At 51.2% G+C, this 23,585-nt stretch carries 19 protein-coding genes, 1 tRNA gene and 2 pseudogenes; 12 read left to right on the top strand and 10 right to left on the bottom strand.

Annotation, left to right across the window (positions count from 1 at the left end; genetic code table 11):
* Nucleotides 1–105 precede the first annotated feature (105 nt).
* From nrfB to envY, 4 genes and pseudogenes are all read left to right on the top strand, one after another.
* Nucleotides 106–2,343 (top strand): annotated as a pseudogene (gene nrfB / locus ACJHW7_RS16335) (cyclic di-3',5'-guanylate-activated glycosyltransferase NrfB).
* The gene (gene nfrA / locus ACJHW7_RS16330; protein ID WP_040234601.1) at nt 2,330–5,302 is read left to right on the top strand and encodes a bacteriophage adsorption protein NfrA; all 2,973 of its coding nucleotides are present in this window, start codon (nt 2,330–2,332) and stop codon (nt 5,300–5,302) included. Before nrfB ends, nfrA begins: the two are co-directional and overlap by 14 nt.
* Nucleotides 5,303–6,193 (top strand): DUF4434 family protein, encoded by an 891-nt coding sequence (locus ACJHW7_RS16325; protein ID WP_001224603.1) that lies wholly within the window; start codon nt 5,303–5,305, stop codon nt 6,191–6,193.
* Between the two features lie 182 nt (nt 6,194–6,375).
* Nucleotides 6,376–7,137: a DNA-binding transcriptional regulator EnvY gene (envY, locus tag ACJHW7_RS16320; protein ID WP_001177464.1), complete on the top strand. Its 762-nt coding sequence runs from the start codon at nt 6,376–6,378 to the stop codon at nt 7,135–7,137.
* Nucleotides 7,138–7,182: 45 nt separating this feature from the next.
* Here envY and ACJHW7_RS16315 read toward each other — a convergent pair.
* Nucleotides 7,183–7,259, bottom strand: a tRNA-Arg gene (locus ACJHW7_RS16315).
* A gap of 242 nt (nt 7,260–7,501) precedes the next feature.
* Here ACJHW7_RS16315 and fimZ point away from each other — a divergent pair.
* On the top strand, nt 7,502–8,134 hold the full coding sequence (gene fimZ, locus ACJHW7_RS16310) for a fimbria biosynthesis transcriptional regulator FimZ (protein WP_000805422.1): 633 nt from the start codon (nt 7,502–7,504) through the stop codon (nt 8,132–8,134).
* A gap of 2 nt (nt 8,135–8,136) precedes the next feature.
* Here the strand turns inward: fimZ and sfmF are convergent, their stop codons facing one another.
* The 5 genes and pseudogenes from sfmF to fimA all read right to left on the bottom strand — a co-directional run bounded on the left by sfmF (nt 8,137) and on the right by fimA (nt 13,777).
* Nucleotides 8,137–8,652: a fimbria assembly protein gene (gene sfmF, locus ACJHW7_RS16305; protein ID WP_001255115.1), complete on the bottom strand. Its 516-nt coding sequence runs from the start codon at nt 8,650–8,652 to the stop codon at nt 8,137–8,139.
* A gap of 10 nt (nt 8,653–8,662) precedes the next feature.
* Nucleotides 8,663–9,670, bottom strand: coding sequence for a type 1 fimbria D-mannose specific adhesin FimH (gene fimH, locus ACJHW7_RS16300; RefSeq protein ID WP_000691070.1), 1,008 nt, complete (start codon nt 9,668–9,670; stop codon nt 8,663–8,665).
* A gap of 12 nt (nt 9,671–9,682) precedes the next feature.
* Nucleotides 9,683–12,292: pseudogene (locus tag ACJHW7_RS16295) on the bottom strand (fimbrial biogenesis usher protein).
* Nucleotides 12,293–12,322: 30 nt separating this feature from the next.
* On the bottom strand, nt 12,323–13,015 hold the full coding sequence (fimC, locus tag ACJHW7_RS16290; RefSeq protein WP_000988364.1) for a type 1 fimbria chaperone FimC: 693 nt from the start codon (nt 13,013–13,015) through the stop codon (nt 12,323–12,325).
* A 219-nt stretch (nt 13,016–13,234) separates the two neighbouring features.
* Complete coding sequence (gene fimA / locus ACJHW7_RS16285; RefSeq protein WP_000776555.1) at nt 13,235–13,777, bottom strand: type 1 fimbrial major subunit FimA; 543 nt, start codon at nt 13,775–13,777, stop codon at nt 13,235–13,237.
* Between the two features lie 470 nt (nt 13,778–14,247).
* On the opposite strand from fimA, the gene folD reads away from it, so the two are divergent.
* The 3 genes from folD to ACJHW7_RS16270 all read left to right on the top strand — a co-directional run bounded on the left by folD (nt 14,248) and on the right by ACJHW7_RS16270 (nt 15,957).
* Nucleotides 14,248–15,114, top strand: a complete 867-nt coding sequence (gene folD, locus ACJHW7_RS16280; RefSeq protein WP_000729161.1) for a bifunctional methylenetetrahydrofolate dehydrogenase/methenyltetrahydrofolate cyclohydrolase FolD — start codon at nt 14,248–14,250, stop codon at nt 15,112–15,114.
* Between the two features lies 1 nt (nt 15,115).
* On the top strand, nt 15,116–15,328 hold the full coding sequence (gene ybcJ, locus ACJHW7_RS16275) for a ribosome-associated protein YbcJ (protein ID WP_000190288.1): 213 nt from the start codon (nt 15,116–15,118) through the stop codon (nt 15,326–15,328).
* 107 nt (nt 15,329–15,435) lie between these two features.
* Nucleotides 15,436–15,957 (top strand): metal-dependent hydrolase, encoded by a 522-nt coding sequence (locus ACJHW7_RS16270; protein WP_021556572.1) that lies wholly within the window; start codon nt 15,436–15,438, stop codon nt 15,955–15,957.
* A gap of 35 nt (nt 15,958–15,992) precedes the next feature.
* Here ACJHW7_RS16270 and cysS read toward each other — a convergent pair whose 3' ends face one another.
* Nucleotides 15,993–17,378: a cysteine--tRNA ligase gene (gene cysS, locus ACJHW7_RS16265; RefSeq protein ID WP_000912345.1), complete on the bottom strand. Its 1,386-nt coding sequence runs from the start codon at nt 17,376–17,378 to the stop codon at nt 15,993–15,995.
* A 173-nt stretch (nt 17,379–17,551) separates the two neighbouring features.
* Here cysS and ppiB point away from each other — a divergent pair, with 173 nt between their 5' ends.
* The 4 genes from ppiB (at nt 17,552) to purK (ending at nt 20,462) form a co-directional block, all read left to right on the top strand.
* The gene (gene ppiB, locus ACJHW7_RS16260; protein WP_000256002.1) at nt 17,552–18,046 is read left to right on the top strand and encodes a peptidylprolyl isomerase B; all 495 of its coding nucleotides are present in this window, start codon (nt 17,552–17,554) and stop codon (nt 18,044–18,046) included.
* A gap of 2 nt (nt 18,047–18,048) precedes the next feature.
* Nucleotides 18,049–18,771, top strand: a complete 723-nt coding sequence (gene lpxH / locus ACJHW7_RS16255) for a UDP-2,3-diacylglucosamine diphosphatase (protein WP_040234597.1) — start codon at nt 18,049–18,051, stop codon at nt 18,769–18,771.
* Nucleotides 18,772–18,888: 117 nt separating this feature from the next.
* On the top strand, nt 18,889–19,398 hold the full coding sequence (purE, locus tag ACJHW7_RS16250; protein WP_001295318.1) for a 5-(carboxyamino)imidazole ribonucleotide mutase: 510 nt from the start codon (nt 18,889–18,891) through the stop codon (nt 19,396–19,398).
* Nucleotides 19,395–20,462, top strand: a complete 1,068-nt coding sequence (gene purK / locus ACJHW7_RS16245) for a 5-(carboxyamino)imidazole ribonucleotide synthase (protein WP_021556571.1) — start codon at nt 19,395–19,397, stop codon at nt 20,460–20,462. Before purE ends, purK begins: the two co-directional genes overlap by 4 nt.
* Nucleotides 20,463–20,600: 138 nt before the next feature.
* On the opposite strand, the gene ACJHW7_RS16240 is transcribed toward purK, so the two are convergent.
* From ACJHW7_RS16240 to ACJHW7_RS16230, 3 genes are read right to left on the bottom strand one after another with little or no spacing between them, the layout of a single operon-like run.
* Entirely contained in the window at nt 20,601–21,494 is an 894-nt protein-coding gene (locus ACJHW7_RS16240) for a carbamate kinase (RefSeq protein WP_000855388.1), read from the bottom strand.
* Nucleotides 21,491–22,306: a DUF2877 domain-containing protein gene (locus ACJHW7_RS16235; RefSeq protein WP_021556570.1), complete on the bottom strand. Its 816-nt coding sequence runs from the start codon at nt 22,304–22,306 to the stop codon at nt 21,491–21,493. The genes ACJHW7_RS16240 and ACJHW7_RS16235 overlap by 4 nt, the downstream gene beginning before the upstream one ends.
* Nucleotides 22,307–22,316: 10 nt before the next feature.
* Complete coding sequence (locus ACJHW7_RS16230) at nt 22,317–23,576, bottom strand: DUF1116 domain-containing protein (RefSeq protein ID WP_000495404.1); 1,260 nt, start codon at nt 23,574–23,576, stop codon at nt 22,317–22,319.
* Nucleotides 23,577–23,585: the final 9 nt, after the last annotated feature.

Below are 23,585 nucleotides of genomic sequence, written 5' to 3'. Positions count from 1 at the left end.
TGCCGCAATAGTCATACCTATTAATGGTAAAAAGCTGTCACAATTCATAAAAAACCTTAATATACGCCACCCTAAACATAACCAGCGTTAATGTAAGGTTTTTGTGTGGACTGGCTTCTTGATGTTTTTGCTACCTGGCTCTACGGCTTAAAAGTAATCGCGATAACGTTAGCGGTCATCATGTTCATCAGCGGGCTGGACGATTTTTTTATTGATGTCGTCTACTGGGTACGCCGCATTAAACGCAAGTTGAGTGTTTATCGCCGCTACCCGCGAATGAGTTACCGCGAACTGTATAAACCAGATGAAAAACCGTTAGCGATTATGGTTCCGGCGTGGAATGAAACGGGCGTCATCGGCAATATGGCCGAGCTGGCGGCGACCACGCTCGACTACGAAAACTATCATATCTTTGTTGGCACCTACCCCAACGACCCGGACACTCAGCGTGATGTTGACGAAGTGTGCGCTCGCTTCCCGAATGTGCATAAGGTAGTCTGCGCGCGTCCTGGCCCCACCAGCAAAGCTGACTGTCTGAACAACGTGCTGGACGCCATCACCCAATTTGAGCGTAGCGCCAATTTCGCTTTTGCTGGTTTTATTCTGCATGACGCCGAAGACGTAATTTCACCGATGGAGTTGCGTCTGTTCAACTATCTGGTCGAGCGTAAAGATCTGATTCAGATCCCGGTGTATCCGTTTGAACGCGAATGGACGCACTTCACCAGCATGACTTACATTGATGAGTTTTCAGAGCTGCATGGCAAAGATGTTCCGGTGCGTGAAGCCCTCGCCGGACAAGTGCCCAGCGCAGGCGTCGGCACCTGTTTCAGCCGCCGCGCCGTGACCGCACTGTTAGCTGACGGTGACGGTATTGCTTTCGACGTGCAGAGTCTTACTGAAGATTACGACATTGGCTTCCGCCTGAAAGAAAAAGGTATGACGGAAATTTTTGTCCGTTTTCCGGTGGTGGACGAAGCCAAAGAACGCGAACAGCGTAAATTTTTACAGCACGCACGGACATCAAACATGATCTGCGTGCGCGAATATTTCCCCGATACCTTTTCGACTGCGGTTCGACAAAAATCCCGCTGGATCATCGGCATTGTTTTCCAGGGCTTTAAAACCCATAAATGGACCTCCAGCCTGACGCTGAACTACTTTCTCTGGCGCGACCGCAAAGGGGCAATCAGTAACTTTGTCAGCTTCCTCGCGATGCTGGTGATGATCCAGCTTTTGCTATTGCTGGCGTATGAAAGTTTGTGACCCGATGCCTGGCATTTCCTTTCTATTTTTAGCGGCAGCGCATGGTTAATGACCCTGCTGTGGCTAAACTTTGGCTTGATGGTTAACCGCATTGTGCAGCGGGTGATTTTTGTCACTGGCTACTACGGCCTCACGCAGGGCCTGCTTTCCGTCCTGCGTCTTTTCTGGGGCAACCTGATTAACTTTATGGCTAACTGGCGCGCGCTGAAACAGGTTCTTCAGCACGGCGATCCGCGTCGCGTGGCGTGGGATAAAACAACGCATGACTTCCCCAGCGTGACTGGCGATACCCGCTCGTTGCGCCCGTTAGGTCAAATTCTGCTGGAAAATCAGGTCATCACTGAAGAACAACTCGATACAGCATTGCGTAATCGCGTCGAAGGTCTACGCCTGGGCGGTTCAATGCTGATGCAGGGGCTGATTAGCGCCGAGCAACTGGCACAGGCGCTGGCAGAGCAAAACAGCGTGGCGTGGGAGTCGATCGATGCCTGGCAGATCCCTGCCTCGCTGATTGCCGAAATGCCAGCCTCCGTAGCGCTGCATTATGCAGTACTGCCGCTGCGTCTGGAAAATGATGAGTTAATTGTCGGCAGTGAAGATGGTATTGACCCGGTTTCGCTGGCGGCCCTGACGCGTAAAGTCGGACGCAAAGTGCGTTACGTCATTGTTCTGCGGGGACAAATTGTCACGGGGTTACGTCACTGGTATGCACGCCGACGCGGTCACGATCCGCGGGCAATGTTGTACAATGCGGTTCAGCATCAGTGGCTCACGGAACAGCAGGCCGGTGAAATCTGGCGGCAATATGTGCCGCATCAGTTCCTGTTCGCCGAAATACTGACCACGCTCGGTCATATTAATCGTTCAGCAATTAACGTGTTGTTATTGCGCCATGAACGCAGTTCTCTGCCGCTCGGCAAGTTTTTGGTCACCGAAGGCGTTATCAGCCAGGAAACGTTGGATCGCGTCCTGACAATTCAACGCGAATTACAAGTTTCGATGCAATCACTATTACTCAAAGCAGGTTTAAACACAGAACAGGTTGCGCAACTGGAGTCCGAAAATGAAGGAGAATAACCTTAATCGCGTCATCGGATGGTCTGGTTTACTGCTGACGTCTTTATTGAGTACCAGCGCACTCGCAGACAATATCGGCACCAGCGCAGAAGAGCTGGGGCTGAGCGATTATCGCCATTTTGTTATTTATCCCCGTCTCGATAAGGCGCTGAAGGCACAGAAAAATAACGACGAAGCAACCGCCATCCGCGAATTTGAATATATACACCAGCAGGTGCCGGATAATATTCCGCTGACTTTATACCTTGCGGAAGCCTATCGCCATTTTGGTCATGATGACCGGGCGCGGCTGTTGCTTGAGGATCAACTGAAACGTCACCCAGGAGATGCCCGACTTGAGCGCAGTCTGGCGGCTATTCCAGTTGAAGTGAAAAGCGTTACGACAGTTGAAGAACTGCTTGCCCAGCAAAAAGCGTGCGATGCTGCGCCGACCCTGCGTTGTCGCAGTGAAGTCGGGCAGAATGCCCTGCGGCTGGCACAGTTACCTGTCGCCAGAGCGCAACTGAACGATGCGACGTTTGCTGCATCGCCGGAAGGAAAAACGCTGCGAACCGATCTGCTGCAACGGGCAATCTACCTGAAACAATGGTCCCAGGCAGATACGCTATACAATGAAGCACGCCAGCAGAACACATTAAGCGCGGCAGAACGCCGTCAGTGGTTTGACGTGCTTCTTGCCGGGCAGCTGGACGATCGGATCCTGGCACTGCAATCACAGGGGATCTTCACCGATCCTCAGTCATATATTACTTACGCGACCGCGCTGGCTTATCGTGGCGAAAAAGCATGCCTCCAGCATTATCTCATTGAAAATAAGCCGCTGTTTACCACGGACGCACAAGAGAAAAGTTGGCTCTATCTGTTATCTAAATACAGCGCCAACCCCGTTCAGGCATTGGCGAATTATACGGTGCAGTTTGCCGATAACCGCCAGTATGTTGTTGGCGCGACGCTACCGGTGCTGTTAAAAGAAGGTCAGTACGACGCAGCGCAAAAACTGCTCGCCACCCTCCCCGCCAATGAAATGCTTGAGGAGCGTTATGCTGTCAGCGTGGCGACCCGTAACAAGGCTGAAGCTCTGCGTCTGGCACGCTTGCTGTATCAGCAAGAACCGGCAAATCTTACCCGCCTGGATCAACTAACCTGGCAACTGATGCAGAACGAGCAGTCACGGGAAGCTGCCGATTTATTGCTGCAACGCTATCCTTTCCAGGGCGATGCGCGTATCAGCCAGACTTTAATGGCGCGACTGGCGTCTCTGCTGGAAAGTCATCCTTACCTGGCAACGCCGGCGAAGGTGGCGATTTTATCGAAACCCTTACCGCTGGCGGAGCAACGTCAGTGGCAAAGTCAGTTGCCGGGTATTGCAGATAATTGCCCGGCAATAGTTCGCTTGCTGGGCGATATGTCGCCTTCCTACGATGCCGCCGCCTGGAACCGTCTGGCAAAGTGTTATCGGGACACGCTACCCGGTGTGGCGTTGTATGCATGGCTTCAGGCCGAACAACGACAACCGAACGCCTGGCAACATCGTGCGGTAGCCTATCAGGCGTATCAGGTTGAGGACTACGCCACCGCACTGGCGGCCTGGCAGAAAATCAGTCTTCACGACATGAGCAATGAGGATCTGCTTGCTGCTGCCAATACCGCCCAGGCGGCAGGAAATGGTGCGGCTCGCGATCGCTGGCTACAACAGGCAGAACAACGTGGACTGGGAAGCAATGCCCTCTACTGGTGGCTGCATGCGCAACGTTACATTCCTGGTCAGCCGGAACTCGCACTGAACGATCTCACGCGCTCAATCAATATTGCGCCTTCTGCCAACGCTTACGTTGCGCGGGCGACAATTTATCGCCAACGTCATAATGTCCCGGCCGCGGTGAGTGATTTGCGCGCCGCGCTGGAACTGGAACCGAATAATAGCAACACCCAGGCAGCGCTTGGTTACGCCTTGTGGGATAGCGGTGATATCGCACAGTCGCGGGAAATGCTCGAACAGGCGCATAAAGGGCTTCCGGACGATCCGGCACTGATCCGACAACTGGCCTATGTGAACCAGCGTCTGGATGACATGCCTGCGACGCAGCACTACGCCCGGCTGGTGATTGATGACATTGATAATCAGGCGCTAATAACCCCATTGACGCCAGAGCAAAATCAACAACGCTTCAATTTCCGCCGTTTGCATGAGGAGGTCGGTCGCCGCTGGACGTTCAGTTTCGATTCTTCTATCGGCTTGCGTTCCGGCGCAATGAGTACCGCTAACAATAATGTCGGCGGCGCAGCGCCAGGGAAAAGCTATCGTAGCTACGGGCAACTGGAAGCCGAATACCGCATCGGACGCAATATGCTGCTGGAAGGCGACCTGCTCTCAGTTTATAGCCGCGTCTTTGCCGATACCGGAGAAAACGGGGTGATGATGCCGGTGAAAAATCCGATGTCCGGCACCGGTCTACGCTGGAAGCCGCTGCGCGATCAGATCTTTTTCCTCGCCGTCGAACAGCAGTTGCCGCTGAACGGGCAAAATGGCGCATCCGATACCATGCTGCGCGCCAGCGCCTCATTCTTTAATGGCGGCAAATACAGCGACGAATGGCACCCGAACGGTTCAGGCTGGTTTGCCCAAAACCTGTACCTCGATGCGGCGCAATATATCCGCCAGGATATTCAGGCGTGGACGGCAGATTATCGCGTCAGCTGGCATCAGAAGGTAGCTAACGGACAGACTATTGAGCCTTACGCTCACGTTCAGGACAACGGCTATCGTGATAAAGGCACTCAGGGCGCGCAGCTTGGCGGTGTCGGGGTCCGCTGGAATATTTGGACCGGCGAGACGCACTACGACGCCTGGCCGCACAAAGTCAGTCTCGGCGTCGAGTATCAACATACCTTTAAGGCGATTAATCAACGTAACGGAGAGCGCAACAACGCGTTTCTCACCATTGGAGTGCACTGGTAAATGCGTAAGTTCATTTTCGTATTGCTGACACTGCTTTTGGTCAGCCCTTTTTCCTTTGCGATGAAAGGTATTATCTGGCAACCACAAAACCGAGATAGTCAGGTTACCGATACCCAGTGGCAGGGGCTGATGAGTCAGTTACGTTTGCAAGGCTTCGATACCCTGGTTTTGCAATGGACCCGTTACGGCGATGCATTTACCCAGCCAGAACAGCGCACGTTATTGTTTAAGCGTGCCGCAGCTGCGCAACAGGCTGGCCTGAAGCTGATTGTCGGGCTGAACGCCGATCCGGAATTTTTTATGCACCAGAAACAGTCGTCCGCAGCGCTGGAAAGCTATCTTAATCGCCTGCTGGCTGCCGATCTCCAGCAAGCCAGATTATGGAGCGCCGCGCCTGGCATAACGCCGGATGGCTGGTACATCAGCGCGGAAATTGACGACCTGAACTGGCGCAGCGAAGCCGCCCGTCAGCCTTTGCTAACATGGTTAAACAACGCGCAGCGGCTGATTAGCGATGTTTCAGCAAAACCGGTTTATATCAGTAGTTTTTTCGCCGGAAACATGTCGCCCGATGGCTATCGCCAACTGCTGGAACACGTTAAAGCAACCGGCGTTAATGTCTGGGTACAGGATGGCAGCGGCGTGGATAAACTGACCGCTGAACAGCGTGAACGTTATCTACAGGCCAGCGCCGATTGCCAAAGATCCGCCCCAGCAAGCGGCATTGTTTATGAACTGTTTGTCGCCGGCAAAGGCAAAACCTTTACAGCGAAACCGAAACCGGACGCAGAAATTGCCTCGCTGTTAGCGAAACGTTCCTCTTGCGGTAAAGACACTCTCTATTTCTCTCTGCGCTATTTGCCCGTCGCGCACGGCATTCTCGAGTATTAAATCTCCTCCAGGTAAGTCGGGTACGACCTGGCTTACCTCTTTCGCTCTCGTCAGAATTCCATCAAGATTAATTGCTAAAAAGCGTGCTAAAGAAAGAAGATCGTTATCGGCGAACGGGCCGATCACTCATGCAGGAAGCATAGATCCTTTGAGCGGAGTTTCTGATATCTGAGGAGTGCGAAATGCAATTGAGCAGCAGTGAACCTTGCGTGGTGATCCTGACCGAAAAAGAGGTAGAGGTAAGCGTCAATAACCATGCTACGTTTACCCTTCCGAAAAACTACCTGGCCGCCTTCGCGTGCAACAATAACGTCATTGAACTCTCAACGTTAAATCACGTATTAATCACCCACATCAACCGTAACATCATCAACGATTATCTGTTGTTTTTAAATAAGAACTTAACCTGTGTAAAGCCCTGGTCGCGGCTGGCTACCCCGGTTATCGCTTGTCATAGCCGTACACCGGAAGTGTTCCGGCTAGCCGCCAACCACAGCAAGCAGCAACCCAGCAAACCCTGCGAAGCGGAGTTGACGCGCGCATTGCTTTTTACCGTATTGTCTAACTTTCTTGAGCAATCGCGGTTTATTGCCCTACTGATGTATATCTTACGCAGCAGCGTCCGCGACAGCGTCTGCCGCATTATTCAAAGCGATATTCAGCATTACTGGAATCTGCGAATTGTCGCCAGTTCGCTATGTTTAAGCCCCAGCCTGCTCAAAAAGAAATTAAAAAACGAAAATACCAGCTATAGCCAGATTGTCACAGAGTGTCGTATGCGTTACGCCGTACAGATGTTATTGATGGATAACAAAAATATCACTCAGGTGGCGCAATTATGTGGCTATAGCAGCACGTCGTACTTTATCTCTGTTTTTAAGGCGTTTTACGGCCTGACACCGTTGAATTATCTCGCCAAACAGCGACAAAAAGTGATGTGGTGAAGGGCAAAGCGGAAACGGATAAGACGGGCATAAATGAAGAAGAAATGGCGCGCCCTGCAGGATTCGAACCTGCGGCCCACGACTTAGAAGGTCGTTGCTCTATCCAACTGAGCTAAGGGCGCGTTGATACCGCAATGCGGTGTAATCGCGTGAATTATACGGTCAACCCTTGCTGAGTCAATGGCTTTTGATCTGGTTGCTGAACAAGTGAACGACCGCGTCTGATTTTCTGATTTATTTCGCTATAGCGGCAAACAAACGCACACCGCTACGCGTCTGAATCAAGAAAACCCGTATTTTCATGTATCAAAGTACAATTTCCCGCCCTAACGGAAAATTGTCCGCTCCTATGAGACTGGTAACTATGAAACCAACGTCGGTGATCATTATGGATACTCATCCTATCATCAGAATGTCTATTGAAGTTCTGTTGCAAAAAAACAGTGAATTGCAGATTGTCCTGAAAACGGATGATTATCGCATAACCATCGATTATCTCCGAACCCGTCCTGTTGATTTAATCATTATGGATATAGACTTGCCCGGAACAGACGGTTTTACCTTCCTGAAAAGGATCAAACAAATCCAGAGCACAGTGAAAGTATTATTTTTATCATCGAAATCAGAATGCTTTTATGCTGGCAGAGCGATACAAGCTGGTGCTAACGGTTTTGTCAGTAAATGCAATGATCAGAATGATATTTTTCATGCCGTTCAGATGATCCTCTCCGGATACACTTTTTTTCCCAGCGAAACGCTCAACTATATAAAAAGCAATAAATGTAGTACGAATAGTTCAACGATCACTGTGCTATCTAATCGTGAAGTGACGATATTACGTTATCTGGTCAGCGGATTATCTAATAAAGAAATTGCCGATAAGTTATTACTTAGCAATAAAACAGTTAGCGCGCATAAATCTAATATTTATGGCAAGCTAGGTTTGCATTCAATTGTAGAGCTCATCGACTACGCCAAATTATATGAATTAATATAATATTAATTATAATTGATCATAAATATCGCATCCGCTTTCGCCACACCTGGCCGAACACCGCTGGCTAACGCTCGATAATTGGCAAAAAAGTTTAGTGTGACATTGCCATTTGCATCAACTTCCTCAGTCGGGCTCGCCTCCCCCAGTGCAAGCCGGGAGCGATCGCTATTACGTAATTCGATGGCGACGGTTTGTGCCATTGCGGGATCATCCAGAGCCAGCAGGTTGGCATCAGATGCCGGCGTTCCCGTAAATAAAATCGCAACTGAACCCGGAGGACATCCCTCCAGCCGCAGGCTAAAAGGGACGAGTGCCGTGGTATCGCCAGCGTTCAGTAGTTGTGTCGTAGGCCATCTGCCTAAATCTACCGTCTTATCAATATCCGCTGTGTTTACGGTACAGGAGAAATCAACAACGTTACCGTGCAAATTGATATTAATCGTTCCTAAAGGGTCAGCTGCCCATCCACTGGAACTCCACAGTAACCCGCAGAAACAGCTAAAGAATACTCTTCTCATTCTCCGTACCTCATTGATAATCGACGCGTAAATACCCCAGCGCGCTAAACGGCCCTTCGGTCGGTTTTTGACCGGTAATACTGATAGGCCAGGCGCGAAGTGTGACATTGGCTGCCGCAGCTGCATCCAGACGGAAAGGAATAACGCTATTGAGATCGTTAGGCGTGATCGGCGTATCGTTCTGATCGGCGACAATAAAACCTAAATCCTGATTGTCCGACACCATCGCCTGACCAGAAACGGCACTGGCTTCCAGACGCATTGTTAAATAAGCCTGCGCAGCAACATTCGTACATTTGACCGCAATGCTCTTGGTTTGCGGCATGACACCAGCAGGTCGATTACCCGGCCCTGCCGCACTAAATAACGATGCGCCGATATCACCAAAATCAAATTCAACAATCTGCCCGGCATTTAATTCGCAGTTTTGCGGTACTTCAACCCGGCCACCAAAACTAATGGTATAAACAGGTGTAACCAACGGATCGTAAGGCGTTGATGTCACATACACGGTAAACATCACCTGTCTGGGGATCTCCACCATGTTAATAAAGGGCCGAATAACCTTTAAACGAAATATCAAACGAGAATCCATCACCCCGAACGGAAGGTTTTGCGAAACGTTAGGATCTGTTCCCATACGAATATAATTTTGCGGGGGAAATTGAATATCCATCACGCTATCAACCAGACTCATCGCACCTAATAGATAATCATTTAATTGCATATATTTATAATTATCGATAGTTTCCTGAACAATAAAGTTGGTGACATAACTACGGTATGTATAATTCACCAGCGTGCCGGGTGGACAAATTGCTGACACACCTACCCAGCCGGATTTTTCCGGTAAAACAACAATCTGCCCTGGCTGGTTATTGGTGCTATTAAAGACATTTGAGAGATCATAGTGTTCATCTTCTGCTACGCCAGTACTATTTGCACAAACAGTAGCCCAGGATATGTTTGCCAGACACAAACATGCCATCGCCAATAATAATCTGCAGATTATCTTCATTGATAATTTCCTTTATGAGCCAGAATGTGTGCAAACTGCCGAAATAACAGTGACGGCTTGCTGTAAGCTTTGCTTCGGCAATACATAGTGCGCAATGCAGCGTGAGTTCGCGCCGTCTCCCCACTGAACCAGTAATTCACCAGACAATGGCGCACCACTTAAATAAACTTGCCCGTCATCACCCACCATACTGGTTATTCCGGTACTGTTTTCCCGTACCAGTGATCCAAACGGCACCGGTTTTCCGCCCTGGGTAACGGTAATGAGCGCCCGCACGCCTATGCGGGTATCAAAATTGGCACGAACCAACGCGCCTTGCGTCGGCACAACGCTGCTAATATTTTTTTCAACATCGATGGAATTCCCCATCGTATTGGTATCAAGCGCGATACGGTTATACCGATAAACCGTGGCATACGGCATCACCGCATAGCCGCGCCAGTCGGTTAAAATGCCAGTTTGATTTTCAATGCGTACACCGCCTGCGCCAGGCGCTTTAATCAAAACATTGGTATCCCCTAAAGGCTGGCTCAGCGTTATGCCATTTTCATGCCCGACCACACCGCCAGACAGCTGCCAGTTAACGTCATGTTGATCGCGGTCGTAGTTATACCCGACCCCCAGCGTACCGTAAGCGGCCTGCCAGTTTGCCGTGGCGCTGCCCGTATACCCATTATTCGAGGTATCACCCTGGCTTACGTGATAACTCAGGTTGTGGCCTTCCAGTAAGGTCCCACCTACACCTGCCAGCCAGCTATTTTGCCCGTTGCTGTTACGGTTGGCGTTAAAGGAGGCATAAGCGCGGTCGAGCGCATTTTCCCGGGTGTAGCGACGTTTGGTCAGAACATTGAAAGGCACTGAAACATTAAGTCCGACAATACGTTCGTTATCGGGGATCCCTACAGATTCATTCCACGAAAATGAGAGCGAATAACTGATGCCAACCCAGCTGCTGGTATACCCCACCTGATACCACGTATCTGAATCCGAAGTATTCCAGTATTTTTGATGGGTACCAGAAATATAAAGCGAGCCAAAGTCATTAAGTGATTGTGAAATATTTAACTGCAAACGGTCTTTACGGCTAAAGCGTAAATTGTGGTAATTCACGATTATCGGTTCATCGCGATGCTCACCGTCGTAATCGTAATCATATTCGTACCCCTCCATTCGACGATACGCAACATCATCAAGGGTATAAAAACCTTGTGTCGAATAGCGGTAACCCATTAACTGAAAATTGGTGCCGAAGGTGTTCATCGATTTCGCATAGAGGAAGCGAATAGAATCCCCCTCATGACGACTATCGTCGGCTAACTGACTGCGCGCATGGGTCACATCCAGCGACACTGCCCCCCAGTTCCCGAGGTTGCGCCCCAGTCCTAATAAAAAGGCGGTGTAATTGGCAGATAATTGCGTCCCGCCGTAGGCAGTAAATTCCTGTGGTAAACCACCGAGTGCCGTGCCCTGAAAAAAGAAAGGTGATGATTGCTGACTATTACCGCTACGAAAATCGCCCGCCGTCAGGTCAAATTTGAAACGCCCTTCGCGTTGTAAAATCGGCACTGTTGAATACGGAATTGTGTAATTCTGCTGATTGCCATCGCGCTCGTCGATGGTGACATCCAGATCGCCATTTGAAGATGTCGGGTGCAAATCTGTAATTTCAAAAGCACCGGGGGAAACATAGCTTTGATAGATAATAAAACCATTTTGCCGAATCGTTAGCTGGGCCGCCGTACGGGCAATCCCACGTACCGTTGGGGCAAACCCTTGCTGGCTATCAGGATACATATTATCGGAAGAATAAAGCCGTACACCACGAAATCCAACACCATCGAAAATATCACTTCCTGTATTGCCGTCTCCCATTACCAGTTCACTTTTCAGCGGAATAATGGCGCGCTGTACCCAGGTGCCAATATTATTCCACTGTTCTGAATGATATCCATTTCCGCGAAAATAGTTCCAGGAACCATTGTTGCGTAAACGCCACGGGCCAATATTAATCCCGCTGAGCTCACTAAAAAAATAGCTATCGTTACCATTACCTCTGTTACCAGTGAAATTATAATTCAGGAGTAAAGCAGGAATACCTTCATCCCACTATTCAGGCGGAATGTAACCGTGAGCACTACTCAACAACGCTATCTGAGGAATAGTGATGTTCAGGCGCATCGCTGCAAAATCAAAGTTAATTGTGGCATCAGGTACAGCTTTCAGTAAATTGATGCATTTATTGTTTTGCTGCTGGGCTAACTCGGGAAATGCACTGCTATTAAGGCCAATTCGTTCAAGGAGTACCTGGTTAAAACAGGGCATTAACCCACCTGATTTATCACCTGTATTTTCTGTTGTCGATTCAAATACGATATCCTGTGAACCAATGAACTCATCATTACGCCAGAGATCCACCCGATACACGCCCGCAGGTTGATGATTACCTCTCTCAAAGCGCGATAAATCAGCAACGGATGTGCCATTCTCTAATAAAAATGCCGGGTTGAAATAACTTTCCGCATAGCTTAAAAAGGAGGGTAAAATGGCAAGAGATGAATAACAAATTCCGGCCAGACACCAGGTATACCTCTGCGGAATATCCGTAGTAGTGGGTATTTTCATAATTAGCTCTGATATTGTCAGATGATTCGGTTAGTTTAAGTTCACTTCTCTGACCGGGGTTACTGAACCATAATCATTAACGGTCTGAAATTTCAGTTTTCCCTGCACTCCTGAGGGTAAGGGAATTTGTGAATTAACTCTGGGTGCAGCCATAGCATTCCCCAACTTTTGGCTGCCCACTTGTAAGTTAACCAGGGTGACATAAAAAGGTGATGGATTATGAACATTGATATAGTTACCGGATCGCGAAAACTTGAGTGTATCCGGCGCTTCTGCGGGTAATTCTTGTAGTTGAATTGGACGGAGAAATAACTTCATGCGCGATAAAATCGCCAGTTGCAAAACATTCCTGCCGTTCAATGCATTTTTATCTACCGAAGGGATCGTCTTAACATTCATCCAGAACAGAGACTCACGATCTGCTGCCAGCGGTGGACCGGTGTAAATAATACGCAATGTATTTTCGCTTTTGGGTTCACTAACAAACAGTGGCGGTGTAATGATGAATGACTTTTCTTTTACACCGCTGCTGTTTTCAATCCACGAATTGACCAGAAAACGCTCATTGGTATGGCTATTTCTAATCCATACCGCAGTCTGTTTAGCATCAGCGGGATAAATAATACGCGTGGCACCTAATGCGATCCCTCCGGCAGCATGGGCGCTGGCCGAAATGATTAAATAAAATATAATGAGCATCAATAACTTTATTTTAGTCATCATAGTTAATACGCCTTGTGTATTCCTGACGGCAAAAATAAGAAATATAAAGAAATGATTGCTTTGGTTTCTTACAACACATCATTCCCTTTTCATTTAATAAAGCGGCATGATACAAAGTGAACATGATTTCGATTTACATTGCCACCATACCGCTTCAGACAACCGGTACATTACTTTGTTATAAGACGTGGTATATAATTCAAAACAACGTGGTTTTGATTATTCGTATCTCATAATAAAAGTCGCGTCAGCATTTGCTTGCCCTGCTGATGCACTTGTACCGGTGCCTTTATAACGTGCAGAAAAATGAAGAACGTTGGTCCCGGGGATCAAGTTCTGGTTGGTTGAGAAGCTATTCCCATCAGGTTTGAGAATTGCGGATGTATTATCAAGTATTTCAATACCGACACCCGTTGCTGTTGTAGTGTTGGTACTGGATGCAATGGCCAATAAATTATCATTGATTGCATCAGCCTGACCAGAAAATGCAACGGCAGCATTAGCGGCAACAACAGGATCGCAGTCGTTCAACTGTATAGTGAATGGAATTAATGCAGAGGTATTACCAACAGCATTGAAAATATCGGTACGATATTGACCGAGTGTGACAACCTGGTCTGCCGAGTCAGTATTCACTGAACAGGCAGCATTCACCAGTTCGCCTTCAAAGTGAATTGTACCGCCATCTACAACGGCAGCATAACTACCCGTAGCGGCGAATAGTGCGGCAGCCAGCGCAGACGAAATAAATCTTAATTTCATATATATTCCTTCAATCTCATTTATCGACTCCACATCCGTATATAACCGATTACTTTATTTAAGACACTGATAGTAGTAAATTCCTTTTTATCCTCTAAGAATGTCTTAATTGAAAATATGCACTCTATTCTAAAAAATAGAGAGCCCCGTTAGATGAATACTTCCGCGCAAAATATATTCAACACAAATATAGACCTGAAGCGGTAAATTACCAGGCTGAAAATTCTTTTTATATTGTCAGGTATTTCTTAAATTATCTTAATCCTTTGACAAGGAAATAAGTCAGTTCCAGATTTACAACGCCATCATGGACGAAAAATGAAGCTTTCAATCTCAGCGACGGTGCGCCTAACCTTCGCAAGAGGTCGCTTCACGCGATAAATCTGAAACGAAACCTGACAGCGCGCCCCGCTTCTGACAAAATAGGCGCATCCCCTTCGACCTACGTAACAGATGGAATCCTCTCTCTGATGGCAGCAAAGATTATTGACGGTAAAACGATTGCGCAGCAGGTGCGCTCTGAAGTTGCTCAAAAAGTTCAGGCGCGTATTGCAGCCGGACTGCGGGCACCAGGACTGGCCGTTGTGCTGGTGGGTAGTAACCCTGCATCGCAAATTTATGTCGCAAGCAAACGCAAGGCTTGTGAAGAAGTCGGGTTCGTCTCCCGCTCTTACGACCTCCCGGAAACCACCAGCGAAGCGGAGCTGCTGGAGCTTATCGATACGCTGAATGCCGATAACACCATCGATGGCATTCTGGTTCAACTGCCGTTACCGGCGGGTATTGATAACGTCAAAGTGCTGGAACGTATTCATCCGGACAAAGACGTGGACGGTTTCCATCCTTATAACGTCGGTCGTCTGTGCCAGCGTGCGCCGCGTCTGCGTCCCTGCACCCCGCGCGGTATTGTCACGCTGCTTGAGCGTTACAACATTGATACCTTCGGCCTCAACGCCGTGGTGATTGGCGCATCGAATATCGTCGGTCGCCCAATGAGCATGGAACTGTTGCTGGCAGGTTGCACCACCACCGTGACTCACCGTTTCACTAAAAATCTGCGTCACCACGTAGAAAATGCCGATCTACTGATCGTTGCCGTCGGCAAGCCGGGCTTTATTCCTGGTGACTGGATCAAAGAAGGCGCAATTGTGATTGATGTCGGCATCAACCGTCTGGAAAATGGCAAAGTTGTGGGCGACGTCGTGTTTGAAGACGCGGCTAAACGCGCCTCATACATTACGCCTGTTCCGGGCGGCGTTGGCCCGATGACGGTTGCCACGCTGATTGAAAACACGCTACAGGCGTGCGTTGAATATCATGATCCACAGGGTGAGTAACATGGCGACATTTTCTTTAGGTAAACATCCGCACGTTGAGCTGTGCGACTTGCTGAAACTGGAAGGCTGGAGCGAAAGCGGCGCGCAGGCGAAAATCGCGATTGCCGAAGGCCAGGTGAAAGTCGACGGTGCGGTTGAAACGCGCAAACGCTGCAAAATCGTCGCCGGGCAGACAGTGAGTTTTGCAGGTCACAGCGTACAGGTTGTTGCCTGATCCCTTTCCCGGCCTGTATCAACAGGCCGGTTCTCTTTTCAGACTTTTGCCCTCTACGCCCCGTTCATCCATGCTGATAGCATCGACATTTTGCCGAAGCGACCATCATGCCAACCGTTATTACGCACGCCGCCGTTCCCCTATGCATTGGTTTAGGGTTGGGTTCGAAAGTCATCCCTCCGCGTCTGTTATTTGCCGGAATCATCCTGGCGATGCTGCCCGACGCAGACGTATTGTCGTTTAAATTTGGCCTTGCTTACGGCAATGTTTTTGGTCATCGCGGGTTTACCCATTCGCTGGTGTTTGCGTTTGTTGTCCCGCTGTTATGTGTGCTGATTGGACGCCGATGGTTCAGGGCTGGGCTGATTCGCTGCTGGCTGTTTTTAACCGTCTCGTTGCTATCGCACAGCTTGCTGGATTCGGTAACCACTGGCGGTAAGGGTGTTGGCTGGCTGTGGCCGTGGTCAGATGAACGCTTTTTCGCTCCCTGGCAGGTGATTAAAGTCGCGCCGTTTGCATTGTCTCGTTACACCACAGCGTACGGGCATCAGGTGATTATTTCTGAATTGATGTGGGTGTGGTTGCCGGGGATGCTACTGATGGGAATGTTGTGGTGGCGCAGACGATAACCGGATGCGAAAACTCGCATCCGGCAATAGCGCAATTACTTACGACGCCAGGTGGTCCCTTGCGGGCCATCTTCCAGCACGATCCCCATCTCGTTAAGACGGTCACGCGCCGCATCTGCCGCCGCCCAGTCTTTCGCTTTACGGGCATCCAGACGCTGTTGAATTAACGCTTCAATCTCAGCCACTTCGCTGTCATCTGCCTGCGCGCCGCTTTGCAGGAACGCTTCCGGTTCTTGCTCCAGCAGGCCCAATACAGCGGAAAGTTTACGCAGGTGAGATGCCATTGCATTCGCCGCTGCCATATCTTCTGCTTTCAGACGGTTCACTTCACGCGCCATATCAAACAGCACGGAATAGGCTTCCGGGGTGTTGAAATCGTCGTCCATCGCTTCAATAAAGCGCGCTTCAAACGCTTCGCCACCGGCAGGCGCAACGGTTTTATCTGTGCCGCGCAGCGCAGTGTAGAGACGCTCCAGCGCCGCACGCGCCTGCTTCAGGTTCTCTTCGCTATAGTTCAGCTGGCTGCGATAGTGGCCCGACATCAGGAAGTAACGCACGGTTTCCGCGTCGTAGTATTTCAGCACATCGCGCACGGTAAAGAAGTTACCCAGCGATTTGGACATCTTCTCGCGGTCAACCATCACCATCCCCGAGTGCATCCAGTAGTTAACATACTGACCATCATGGGCACAGGTGGACTGCGCGATTTCGTTCTCGTGGTGCGGGAACATCAGGTCTGAACCACCGCCGTGGATATCAAAGTGGTTACCCAGCTGCTTGCAGTTCATTGCCGAACATTCAATGTGCCAGCCAGGACGGCCCGCGCCCCACGGAGACGGCCAGCTCGGTTCGCCCTCTTTCGACATCTTCCACAGAACGAAGTCCATCGGGTTGCGTTTGTCGTCGACCACGTCAACGCGCGCGCCTGCCTGCAGCTGGTCGAGATCCTGACGCGACAGCACGCCATAAGTCGGATCGGTCGGGACGTCGAACATCACGTCGCCGTTGTCCGCCACATAAGCGTGACCTTTGGCGATCAGTTGTTCAGTGAGTTCAATAATTTCTGCGATATGGTGCGTCGCGCGCGGCTCCATATCCGGGCGCAGAATGTTCAACGCATCAAAATCTTTGTGCATTTCGGCGATCATGCGATCCACCAGCGCCACAAAGCTTTCGCCATTTTCATTGGCGCGTTTGATGATTTTGTCGTCGATATCGGTAATGTTGCGCACATACTTCAGCTTATAGCCGAGGAAACGCAGATAGCGCGCAACCACGTCAAAAGCAACAAAGGTACGCCCGTGACCGATATGACAGAGATCGTAAACGGTGATTCCACACACGTACATGCCGACTTCCCCGGCGTGAATAGGCTTAAATTCCTCTTTTTGGCGTGTCAGAGTATTGAAGATTTTTAGCATCGAAGATTCCGTTTAGACATGTGTGGGTAATTGAGTTGCGTATAATACCCATATTTCCCGCGCGAATCAGCATACATTGCGTGATGATCCGATCGTGCGGTTATGCTATAACACCACCCTATATATGACCCGAACTGGGTTGAAGCACCAATCAAACGGAACAGGATGCAAAAATGGTTACTTTCCACACCAATCACGGCGATATTGTCATCAAAACTTTTGACGATAAAGCACCTGAAACAGTTAAAAACTTCCTGGACTACTGCCGCGAAGGTTTTTACAACAACACCATTTTCCACCGTGTTATCAACGGCTTTATGATTCAGGGCGGCGGTTTTGAACCGGGCATGAAACAAAAAGCCACCAAAGAACCGATCAAAAACGAAGCCAACAACGGCCTGAAAAATACCCGTGGTACGCTGGCAATGGCCCGTACTCAGGCTCCGCACTCTGCAACTGCACAGTTCTTCATCAACGTGGTTGATAACGACTTCCTGAACTTCTCTGGCGAAAGCCTGCAAGGTTGGGGCTACTGCGTGTTTGCTGAAGTGGTTGAAGGCATGGACGTGGTAGACAAAATCAAAGGTGTTGCAACCGGTCGTAGCGGTATGCACCAGGACGTGCCAAAAGAAGACGTTATCATTGAAAGCGTGACCGTTAGCGAGTAATCGTGGCGACACTCTTTATTGCAGATCTTCATCTCTGCGTGGAAGAACCGGCGATCACCGCCGGTTTTCTGCGTTTTTTAGCGAGGGAAGCTCGCAAGGCCGACGCGCTGTATATTCTTGGCGATCTGTTTGAAGCGTGGATTGGCGACGACGATCCCAACCCACTCCATCGCCAGATGGCGGCAGCGATCAAAGCGGTGTCCGATTCCGGCGTTCCCTGTTATTTCATTCATGGCAACCGTGATTTTCTGCTCGGCAAACGCTTTGCCCGTGAAAGTGGCATGACGTTATTGCCGGAAGAAAAAGTGCTCGAACTTTATGGTCGTCGGGTGCTGATTATGCATGGCGACACGCTGTGCACCGATGACGCGGGTTATCAGGCTTTTCGCGCCAAGGTCCACAAACCCTGGCTGCAGACGCTATTCCTCGCCCTGCCGTTGTTTGTGCGCAAACGCATTGCCGCGCGAATGCGCGCGAACAGTAAAGAAGCCAACAGCAGTAAATCGCTGGCGATCATGGACGTTAACCAAAACGCGGTGGTCAGTGCGATGGAAAAACATCAGGTGCAATGGCTGATCCACGGGCATACCCATCGCCCGGCGGTACATGAACTTATCGCCAATCAGCAACCTGCTTTTCGCGTGGTACTGGGTGCCTGGCATACGGAAGGTTCAATGGTGAAAGTCACGGCGGATGACGTTGAGTTAATTCATTTTCCGTTTTAAAAAACCCGCAACTTTGCTGATTTCACAGCCACGCAACCGTTTTCCTTGCTCTCTTTCCGTGCTATTCTCTGTGCCCTCTAAAGCCGAGAGTTGTGCACCACAGGAGTTTTAAGACGCATGTCTTCCCGCAATAATCCGGCGCGTGTCGCCATCGTGATGGGGTCCAAAAGCGACTGGGCTACCATGCAGTTCGCCGCCGAAATCTTCGAAATCCTGAATGTCCCGCACCACGTTGAAGTGGTTTCTGCTCACCGCACCCCCGATAAACTATTCAGCTTCGCCGAAAGTGCCGAAGAGAACGGTTATCAGGTGATTATTGCGGGCGCAGGCGGCGCAGCGCACCTGCCAGGCATGATTGCCGCCAAAACGCTGGTGCCAGTGCTGGGCGTGCCAGTACAGAGCGCCGCACTGAGCGGTGTCGATAGCCTCTACTCCATCGTACAAATGCCGCGCGGCATTCCGGTGGGTACGCTGGCGATTGGTAAAGCTGGCGCGGCAAACGCGGCGTTACTGGCAGCACAAATTCTTGCGACTCATGATAAAGAGCTGCACCAGCGTCTGAATGACTGGCGCAAAGCCCAGACCGACGAAGTGCTGGAAAACCCGGACCCGCGAGGTGCGGCATGAAACAGGTTTGCGTCCTCGGTAACGGGCAGTTAGGCCGTATGCTGCGTCAGGCAGGCGAACCGTTAGGCATTGCTGTCTGGCCGGTCGGGCTGGACGCTGAACCGGCGGCGGTGCCTTTTCAACAAAGCGTGATTACCGCTGAGATCGAACGCTGGCCGGAAACCGCATTAACCCGCGAGCTGGCGCGCCATCCGGCCTTTGTGAACCGCGATGTGTTCCCGATTATTGCTGACCGTCTGACTCAGAAGCAGCTTTTCGATAAGCTCCACCTGCCGACCGCACCGTGGCAGTTACTTGCCGATCGCAGCGAGTGGCCTGCGGTGTTTGATCGTTTAGGTGAGCTGGCGATTGTTAAGCGTCGCACTGGTGGCTATGACGGACGCGGTCAATGGCGTTTACGCGCCGATGAAACCGAACAGTTACCGGCTGAATGCTACGGCGAATGTATAGTCGAGCAGGGCATAAACTTCTCTGGTGAAGTGTCGCTGGTTGGCGCGCGCGGTTTTGATGGCAGCACCGTGTTTTATCCGCTGACGCATAACCTGCATCAGGACGGTATTTTGCGCACCAGCGTCGCTTTTCCGCAGGCCAATGCGCAGCAGCAAGCGCAAGCCGAAGAGATGCTGTCGGCGATTATGCAGGAGCTGGGCTATGTGGGCGTGATGGCGATGGAGTGTTTTGTCACCCCGCAAGGTCTGCTGATCAACGAACTGGCACCGCGTGTGCATAACAGCGGTCACTGGACACAAAACGGTGCCAGCATCAGCCAGTTTGAGCTACATCTGCGGGCGATTACCGATCTGCCGTTACCGCAACCAGTGGTGAATAATCCGTCGGTGATGATCAATCTGATTGGTAGCGATGTGAATTATGACTGGCTGAAACTGCCGCTGGTGCATCTGCACTGGTACGACAAAGAAGTCCGTCCGGGCCGTAAAGTGGGGCATCTGAATTTGACCGACAGCGACACATCGCGTCTGTCCGCGACGCTGGAAGCCTTGATCCCGCTGCTGCCGCCGGAATATGCCAGCGGCGTGATGTGGGCGCAGAGTAAGTTCAGTTAACCTGGTGCTCATTTGATTGCCGGATGCGGCGTGAACGCCTTATCCGGCCTACACCGATCCGGTACCCATTGTAGGCCTGATAAGACGCGTCAAGCGTCGCATCAGGCATGGTACGCCGATTGCCGGATGCTCTCATCACTACAGCGAAATACAGGTCCCCGCTTCGCCCGCCAGCGTCTCTTCAATTCGCGATAACGCCCCAATCCACGCGGGTTTACCACGGCTTCTGACATAACCACTCACCGCCGTTACCTTCGGCCCCATCGAACCATCGGCTTTGGCAAATGGCGCTAACTCATCCGGTGTGGCATGGCGAATGGCACGTTGCTGCGGCGTTCCCCAGTTTTCATATACCGCATCAGCATCGGTGAGGATCACCAGTCCATCGGCATTAATCTGCTCGGCGAGCAACGCAGCAGCGAGATCTTTATCAATCACCGCTTCACTCCCTGCCCCGTCTTCCGTCACAGGCACACCGCCGCCGCCACTGCAAATCACCACATGCCCCTCTTTGAGCAACAACTCGATGGCTTCGCTGTCGAGAATTTTACGCGGTTGCGGAGACGCCACCACCCGGCGTAAATATTTACCATCACGTTTCATCTGCCAGCCGTAAGCCGCTTCCAGTGCCTCTTGTTCTTCTGGCTGATAAACCGGACCAATAAATTTCTCTGGCTGCAAAAACGCCGGATCATCAGGCGAAACCTCAATGCGCGTCAGCACCGTCGTGACAGGCGGCATCTGCGGCTGTGCGCTCAAACTTTGCGCCAGCATATAGCCAATCATCCCCTGACTTTCCGCCACCAGCACATCCAGCGGATACGGTTCTACCTCTTTCCACGCCAGATTCTGCAATGCCAGCAGCCCCACCTGCGGCCCGTTGCCGTGAACAATCGCCAGCCGATAAGAACGGGCCAGCCGTGCCAGCGCGGGTACAGCACTGGCGATATTGCGATATTGATTTTCTGCCGTCAGCGCCTCACCGCGCTGAAGCAAGGCATTGCCCCCAAGAGCTACAACCAGTGTTTTCATGGTTTTCCTTGTAATAATTGTTGGCCAAGCCAGAACCCCAGCAGCGTATCTGCCCCTGACGTATGCCCCAGCGCCAGCAGCGAATCAATCGCAACAGCGGTACGTTTCGGGCAACTCAGAGCATGAGCAAAGTGCAGGAGTGGCGAGGCGAAATATCCTTGCGCGGCATAACGTAAATAACTGACGCTCACCGCTGTGGTAACGAGTTGAAGATTGTCGGAACAGGCAAAAAACGGGCGACCGGCGCGCGCATGTAAAGCACCATAATACCAGGCCGCCAGCAGCATTCCGCTCAACGTGTCATCATGACTTGGCGTTAATCCGGGGCCTTTACCCAGCCAGTGCCGCCAGTCGGTCTTAACGCCATTGAGCGCGGCCTGAAAACAGTGACGAAACTGGCGTAATTCAGCGGGCAGCGGATCGCTTGCCGCCATCGCCAGTGGCCCGAAAAGTCCGGTTTCCTCCGCGCGTTGCATCCATGCAGCTGCAAGCGGTTGAGGATGCGAAGGCGGCGTAATACGCAGCAAACAATAACGCTGTGGCTGTGTAACCGTGAAACGCCCGAGGCGAATCCCTTGAGCCACAACCTGTGGTCGTTCATTGCCGCATAATCCACCGCATAACGCATCGAATTGCGCACGGCGAAGCACCCATCCTCCGGGGCCGAAACCACTACCCTGACGATGCAGCGTTAACAGTTCGCCGCTTTCCGTCATCAGGTTAATCGCCCGCCGCCACACTCCCGCTAACCGCCAGGACTGGCGATAATTCGGTGCGCTACTACTGGCAAGCAGAGGATGGATGATCGTCATTGCGCGTTCCTCAACCAATCCCCATGCTTTCAGCCAGTGCTTCCAGCGCCTGTTCAAAACACGCCAGCGGTGCCCGCACGGTGCCTGCGCCAATCTGCCCGATCCCCGCCTCTTTATGGGCAATACCGGTATTGATGAGTGGCGTAATGCCGGTTTCTACCACGCGACGAATGTCCAGCCCCAGGCACGCGCCCTGAAAATCCCAGCTTGGGATCTGCAACTGCATATTGCGTTCAAGGTAAATTTCCGCCATCTCTTCAGATACCGCCCTGGCCGCTTCCATGCCACCCGCACCGACAAAGCGCGTTACGCCAGGCGCTGCGATCATTGCCGCACCTCCGATACCAAAGGTTTCGGTAATCGCGCTATCGCCCATATCCGGGTTCGCCTGCTCCTGCGAGAAGCCGGTGAAAAACAGACCTTGCGGAGTGTTTACAGGCGCAGTAAACCAGCGTTCGCCCAGCCCGCTTACCCGAATCCCGAACATATTACCGTTGCGGGTCATTGCCGTGACGATGCTGCCTGCGCGGATCATCGCGCCAGCATCCATCGCCGCCTTGCAGTAAGCCATCGCGAGGTTGAGGAAGAACTGATCGGTCACGCTGAGGAAATCCATCACTTCCGCGATGTGCTGTTTATCATGATCGAGGCGAGCAATTTGTGGGGCCAGCGCACGCATTAACAGTGCTGAGGAAGCAATATTGCGTTGATGGAACTCATCGCCCATCGTAATGCCCTGCGCCATCATCGCGGTAAGATCGATACCGCGCTCCATGCGCCCCAGCGCCGCGCTTAATACTGGCATTAACACATCGCGCATCCAGCGATGGCGAGTCAGGACATCTTCGCCGTAAGCGCCAAAACGCATCACTTTGCCGATACCTTCGTTGAGGTTGCAGTACGCCCGGTTGCCGTCGGTCACGTTCTCGACCACCAGCATCGGCATACTGGCAGAAGTAATACCGCCCATTGGCCCGACGGCATTCACATGGTGACAAGGAATGAAGTTCACTTCCCCCTGCTCCAGTATTGCCAGCGCCTGCGCTTCATCTTTCGCCCAACCTTCGAACAGACATGCGCCCACGCACGCCCCTTTCATGGGTCCGGTCATCTCCTGCCAGCGCATTGGCGGCCCGGCGTGAAGCAGTGTTTTGCCCTGGTTTAGTTCGCTGATAAGTGAAGAAGCCGGTTGCACATCCAGCCAGTGTGGACGAGCGCGACGAATTTGTTCGATAACCGCAGCATTGGCTTGCGCCACTGATGTAAACATGGGAACCCC

It is taken from the genome of Escherichia sp. WS1152, from assembly GCF_046487665.1.
Taxonomy (GTDB): Bacteria; Pseudomonadota; Gammaproteobacteria; order Enterobacterales; family Enterobacteriaceae; genus Escherichia; species Escherichia coli.
The sequence above is the reverse complement of the archived record's forward strand: the minus strand, read 5'-3'. Positions and strand labels throughout refer to the sequence as shown.